General features: G+C 57.5%; 1 pseudogene. It reads right to left on the reverse strand.

Features of this window, described 5'->3' with window-relative positions:
* A pseudogene (locus tag ACFVYJ_RS13915) lies at window positions 1-240 on the reverse strand (hypothetical protein); the annotation flags it as partial.

The raw sequence follows: 240 nt of genomic DNA on the forward strand, positions 1-240 counted from the left end.
TGCCAATACGGCTGCTCGCTGGCCAATGCCAGGGCTATTGCCCCTGTGCCAGTGCACATGTCTGCGACTCTGGCATCGACAGGTAAACCGAGCTGCAACGCAGTCTCCACCATCAGTTCCGTATCAGGTCTGGGGATCAGTGTATCCGATGAAACCGCCAAATCGAATGACCAGAAACCGCGCTGACCAATGATATGCGCCACCGTCTCTCCCGCCTTGCGCATTGCCAGCAACTCGGTC

The sequence above is a fragment of the Pontibacter sp. JAM-7 genome (assembly GCF_048548695.2).
GTDB lineage: Bacteria > Pseudomonadota > Gammaproteobacteria > Pseudomonadales > Balneatricaceae > Neptuniibacter.